Consider the following 6104-nt stretch of genomic DNA (forward strand, 5'->3'; position numbering starts at 1 on the left):
CGAGGGGAGGGGTTCGAAGGCCTGGTAGCCGGTGTTGGAGCCCAGGATCCGGCGTTGGGCGTCCACGATCCGTACCTGGCCCAGTCCGGGGCGTTTGAGGAGGGAGTTGAGGAAGTCGATGCGGAACTCGCCGACGACCAGGGCGCCGTCGCGGCCGGGGAGTTCGGCGTATCCGGTGATCCGCGGCTCCTTCGACCCGTCCCCCAGGACCGCGATCGGCCCGTTGCCCGGGCGTTTGGCGCCGGGGTCGGTGGGGGTGTCGCCGGCCCGGGCCAGGACGGTGCCGTCGCCGGAGAGGACGTACAGCGAGCGGTAGCGGGGATGCTCGGTCATGGTGCGCTCCAGGACCGTGGTCATGTCCCCCGGCCTGGTCTCGTCACCGATCAGCGTCGCCACCGACAGCAGATCCGCGTATCCCTCGTTCAGCGCACGCCGCACCCGGTCCGTCACCGTGTCCGTACGGTCCCGCTGATCACTCACAAGCTGCTGCGGCACCACGAGCGTGTCCCCGGCACGGTTCAGCACCAGCATCATCGGAACAGACCAGACCAGCAGGAGAACACCGCCGCCCGCCAGCAACGCCCGGGTGCCGACGCGCCGCCCGCGCCGCCGCTTCCCGCCGCCCGTACCCGTGCTCCCGTCGGGCGCGGGGGCGCCGAGGAGCTGGAGCCGGAGCTGTTCCAGCGCGTCGCCGATCCGGCGCGCCTCGCCGAACCGGGGCACGGTCACCGGCCGGGTCAGATCGCCGCGGGTGAGGCGGCGGCTCTCCAGGAACAGCCGGAGCAGCGGGCCCTGGACCGTACCGAGCAGCAGGGCCACGGCCAGCGCACCGATGACCAGCAGCGCGCCGGCGGACCACAGACCGAACATGGGGTCGTTCACCCGACTGGTGTTCTCCGGGACGGTGACCAGGGTGACCACGGAGAGACCGAGACTGGTCGCGTCGGTGCTGCCGCCCGCCTCCGGCGCGGCGAGCGTCGCGTACCCCGCGACCGGGCGCTCCCCGCTGATCAGCGTGGTGCCGGTCATGGATCCGCTGACCCCGAGGAAACCACCGGAGCCGGGTTCCTTGGTGGTGAGCGGGTTCTGTCCGACCTTTTCCGCGGAGCGCTTCGCGAAGGTACGGAGCTGCTTCTCGGTCTGCGCGATCTCGTCCTTGGCGGTGTCCGAATCATCCTCTTCGGGCGCCTGGAGGCCGTCGCTGCTGAGGACCGTACCGCCCGCGTCGACCACGGCGATCGCCCGGAACTTGCCGAGACTGACCCCGGGGACCTTCAGGCTGTTCGAGGTGATCAGCAACTGCTGCGGCCGGCCCTCCCAGGACAGCAGCGCGAAGGTGAGCAGCCGGGTCTCGCCGTTCTCCAGCCGGATCATCCGGGGGGCGAGACCGTCCTTGTCGGAAAGTTTCTGCAGGTCGACGGCGAGGAGCGGTACGTTCTCGCCGCGTGCGGCGAGCAGTTTGCCCGACTTGATCTCGACGATCGCCGAGCCGCGCCACTTCTGGTAGACATTGCCCAGTTTGTCGAGAACGGTGTCGGCTGAGACCGGGTCGCCCGCGTTGAAGAGGGACGCGGTCCGATCGAGGTCGGTGATCGATTCGTCCAGCGAGGCCCGGAGCGCGATCGCGCCGTCCTCGGCGAAGTGCTGCTGGGAGATCCGTACCGCCTTGGGAAGCGGTTCGGCCGTGCCGAACCCCAGGGCCGTGAGGCCGGCCAGCGCGAGCAGCAGTGCCGAGAGGACCGCGATCGGTGGGCGGATGCCACCCAGGAGCGACATGTCGGCCCGTTTGCGGACCTTGTGCCGCCGCTTCGCAGACGAAACGGCCATGGGTACCTCTCTCAGCATGGTGCGGCCGGCGCCGGAGCACGCGCGGGCGTGCGCGCGCTGGCGCGGGCGTGTGGGGGTCGAACAGGTCCCGCACGGGGGTCTTGGGCCGTACGGAACGGACACAGGACGGCAGGAGCCCAAGAGGACGCTACCGACCGCGAAAAGATGACCGGCCGCGGGGTCGAATGGTTGTACACAATCGAACCGGTACGCGGTGTGATCTGAATTACAGATGTTACGTGCGAGACATGAGAGGCCCGCAATCGGGGCAAAGGGCCCCGGTCAAAGCCCGTTTGAGCAGTCGACCAACAGGCAAACCAGCAGGCAGCCGACGGGGCGGGCTAGCCCGGCGGCTCCTCCAGGGGCGTCAGCCCGTCCTTCGCCGCACCCCGGTTGAGCATCGTCCCCCGCGTACGGTCGAAGGCCAGCCGGTAACGGGCGAGTTGCTCCTCCGTGTACTTCTTGCCGTCCTGGGACTTCCCGTCCTTCAGCGCCCGCGCCACATCGACCAGCCGGTAGTCCGTCACCGCGCCCGCGGGCAGCTTGTCGGGCTGGGCGGGATCCTCCGGCACCGGTGGGATATCGACAAAGGTCGGTACGTACTGCGCCTGTACGTCCCACTTCACACCGTGCTTTGTGAACGTGAACCAGCCAATGGCTCCCTCCTCGGACTGACCGCTGGGCACCTCGTGCCGGGCGACCTGATTGCCGAGGCCGTACGCGACCCAGGTGCCGTCGATCTTCTCCATCGGCTGCACGACATGGGCGTGATGCCCGATCACCAGGTTGATGCCGGTGTCCTTCGCGATGCGCTCGGCCAGCTCCATCTGCGAGGTGCTGGGCGCGCTGTGGTGCTCACGCCCCCAGTGGATGCTGAGGATGACGACATCCGCGCCCGCCTTCCTGGCGCGCTTCTCTGCGTCGGCGATCGCGGTCAAGGAGGTCTTGTTGACCAGCCACGGCTTGTCCGGGGGCACCTGGTCGGACCCGAAGCCGAAAGCGAAGGAGATCTGCGCCACCTTCACCCCCTTCACCTCGGTGATCAGCGGCTTCAGCCACTCGGCCTCGCTCCGGGCCGAACCCGTGTGCCCCAGACCGGCCGCGTCCAGGGTGTCCAGCGTCCGCTTGACCCCGTCGGCGCCGTGGTCGATCGAGTGGTTCGACGCCGTCGAGCAGGTGTCGTAACCGATGCTCTTGAGCGTGCCCGCGATCTCCGGCGGCACCTGGAAGTTCGGGAACCCCTCGTACGGCCCGCCCTTCGGAGCGATCACCGGCTCCATATGGCAGATCGCCAGATCCGCCTTGCTGATGACGGGCTTCACCCCGGCCATCAGCGGGGCGAAGTCCAGCTCGGGACCGCCGGCGGTGGCCTTGCCGTCCTTGCGCGCCTGATCGGTCAGCGGCGGATGGATCAGTACGTCACCGGCGGCGGCGACCGTGAACGAGGGGCCTCCGCCCTTGTCGTCCGCGCCCGCGTCCCCGCCCCCGGAACCGAGTGCGGAACAGCCCGCGACGGCCGCGGCGAGGCAGACTGTCACGGCGGCACGGAAGGTGGCGCGGGGAGCAGCCGTACGCGTACCGGTACGGCGTCCGCGGAGCGGAGAGAGAGGCGCGAGGGGTTGCTTCACAAAGGTATTTTGTACGCGATATGGAACGATCTTCGACCGTGAAGATAACAATCACGGCAAGCCTGCTGGTCGGAGCACTGATAGTGGCCGCTGTGGTGATCGTCACTCCGCTCTGGAACCGCGACTCCGGCGGCCCCTCCCGGCCTGCCGCGGGTTCCGGCACCGAGCTCGACCTGGGCAGGCGCGTCGCGGACTTCGCCGAGGACACCGTCGCCGACGCGGGCTTCCGGCCGCCGAACCGCGCCGAGCGCGAGACGGTCGCGGCCGGGGTCGCGCTCTATCTGGACGGCAAGCGGGGCGAGGCCGAACGCAGGCTCGCCGAGGTCGACTTCGGCGTACAGATCCTCCGGGACAGCCGGCAGGGCCGCCGGTTCGCGGAGATAGCCGACCGCGCGGACGAGGACACGCGCGGCTGGGGCCGGGTGTACATCCCGCTCGACGGTCCCGCCCGGTTCTCCGTACAGGTGCCGCACCCCGTGGCCGACGCCCACAGCGAGACCCTCGGCGCCGGCGTCCTGCGCGACACCCCCGGCGGGGTGCTCGTCATCGCCGGTGCCCACCGGGCGGCGGGCGAGGGCAACGCCGCCGACATGGCCCACCGTACCGACACCGTCTTCCACGCCGTCTGCGCCGAACTCGTCGCCCGCCATCTGCCCGGCATCCAGATCCACGGCTTCGCCGACAGCACGTCCCCCGGCCACGAGGCGGTCGTCTCCACCGGCGCCGGCGACCGGGCCCGCCCCCAGGCCGTCGCCCTGGCCCGCGCCCTGAAGACCGCCGGCTTCCGGATCTGCCGCGCCTGGACCGCCAACTGCCCCCTGGCGGGCCGCACCAACAAACAGGGCCGCCTCGCGGCGGACGCCGGAGTCCCCTTCATCCACGTGGAATTCAGCCGCACGGTACGGACGGACCCGGCCCGTGTCCGCGACGCGATCAAGGCGATGGACACGGCGGTGGCGGACTGGAGAACAGCGCCGGACGGGCTGCTGAGCCCGTCCGGCGCGTGAGGACGTATCTGAGGCGGACCGGCTGAGCCGGCCGGACGGGCCGGTCCGACTGAGCCGGCCGGACCGGCCCCGGACGGGCCGACTCGGGCTGGACTCGGGCCGGACCGGCCCCGGTCGGTCGGACCGGACCGGTCAGCCCCGGCGGGCCGGGAGGACCTGGATCGTGTCGCCGACGGCGCGCTCGCCGGTGGCGTCCGAGGTGGTGTTGACCAGCTTGCCGTCGACCACCATCGCGCTGGAGCCGCCGCCGTCCAGGTTCAGTGCCTGCTTCGCACCCAGGGAGCGCATGAAGCGGGCGGCCTCGCCCAGCGTGAAGCCCTCACTGATACCCGGCTGGCGTCCGTCGACCGTGACCAGGAGCAGCCGTCCGTGGCCGTCGATTCCGGCCATGGTGCGGGGCTGGCGTACGTTCGACCAGGCGAAGCCGAAGGAGAGGTCCAGCGGGTCGAGCGTGCCCTCCGTGGCGGCGTCGATGGAGATCCGGCCGTTCTGCACCAGCGTCGGGGCGGCGCTGACGATGCTGTCGTGGGCGCCGAGCTTGATCTGCCGTCCGGCGGAGTCGCGGATGACCTCCTGCACCGAGATCCGCTCGCCCTCGCGGGCCTGGGCCGTCAGCCAGTCGGCCGCGCCGCCGATGCCCTGGAGGACCGAACCGCCGGCCGGGACCTCACCGCCGCGCGCACCGACGGAGACCACACGGTCCTTGGAGTCGAGCACGACCTGCGTGCCGGCGCCCTGCGGCAGAGCGGCACGGAACCTCGGGGTGAACTTCACCAGGTCGTCGGGCAGGGTGCAGGTGGTGTCGTGGCGGGCCAGCTCGGTGGGGACGGCGCCGGGGCGGCCGCAGTTGCGGACCTTTCCGGGGAGCCGGTTGATGCCCTGCACCGCGTACGAGGAGGACTTCGCGCGGGCGGTGACCGTGGTGGACAGGTCGGTGATACGGGGGTGCCGCCCGCCGTCCGCCATGACCAGCGCGGCGCGGGAGCCGACGGCCATCGACTCCAGCTCGCCGTCGTACGCGGAGATACCGGCCACCGTGCCCTGCACACCGTCCGCGTCGGAAGTGATGAAGAAGCCTCCGTTGACGGCCAGCAGCGAGCCGTTCTTCACGGCGACGGAGGAGGTCGTCTCACGGTCCGCGACATTGCCGTTGTGGGTGCTCTCCACGGTGCCGCGGAACCGGTGCGGGTCGATGACCGCGACATGGACGCTCTCCCGGTCGGCCGACTGGCGGCCGTCGTAACCGGTCCACTCCACTGAGGTACGGAAACCGCCCGCCGCGACCGCCTGGTTGGCGCTCTGGGCCTCGGCCTGGGTGGCGTACGAGCCGACCCGCACCTGCCACCCCATCGTGCCGCGCGGTGTGTCGGCGTACTCGTCCCAGACGACCCGCTCGGCCCGCGGCTCGAACCCGGCGGCGCGGAGCTTCGCCTCCGTGGTGTCGGCCCAGGCGCGGTCGCCCAGCGGGGCCCAGGTGGCGGCGCCGGTCAGCCGGTTGACGGCCGGGGCCTGGACCGTGACCGTCCAGACGGGTGCGGCGTCCTTGTTGCTGAGGACACCGCTGCGCACCTGGATGCCGGGCGCCACGGTGTCCGTCTTCCACTGCACCTGCTGGAAGGCCACGAGACCGAAACTGACCGCG

Annotated in this window: 4 protein-coding genes; 1 reads left to right on the forward strand and 3 read right to left on the reverse strand. The window is 71.0% G+C overall.

Annotated elements, in window-relative coordinates:
• The coding region (locus WH07_RS14870; RefSeq protein WP_046500352.1) for a cache domain-containing protein at positions 1–1827 on the reverse strand (1827 nt) is incomplete at its 3' end.
• Between the two features lie 341 nt (positions 1828–2168).
• The gene (locus WH07_RS14875; protein WP_046500354.1) at positions 2169–3365 is read right to left on the reverse strand and encodes a CapA family protein; all 1197 of its coding nucleotides are present in this window, start codon (positions 3363–3365) and stop codon (positions 2169–2171) included.
• Between the two features lie 128 nt (positions 3366–3493).
• Here WH07_RS14875 and WH07_RS14880 point away from each other — a divergent pair, with 128 nt between their 5' ends.
• Positions 3494–4462 carry a hypothetical protein gene (locus tag WH07_RS14880; RefSeq protein WP_157877345.1) on the forward strand — a complete coding sequence of 323 codons (969 nt, stop codon included), beginning with the start codon at positions 3494–3496 and terminating at the stop codon, positions 4460–4462.
• 132 nt (positions 4463–4594) lie between these two features.
• Here the strand turns inward: WH07_RS14880 and WH07_RS14885 are convergent.
• A partial coding sequence (locus WH07_RS14885) for a phosphodiester glycosidase family protein (protein ID WP_046500355.1) occupies positions 4595–6104 on the reverse strand: 1510 nt, incomplete at its 5' end.

It is taken from the genome of Streptomyces odonnellii (assembly GCF_000981895.1).
Classification (GTDB): Bacteria; Actinomycetota; Actinomycetes; order Streptomycetales; family Streptomycetaceae; genus Streptomyces; species Streptomyces odonnellii.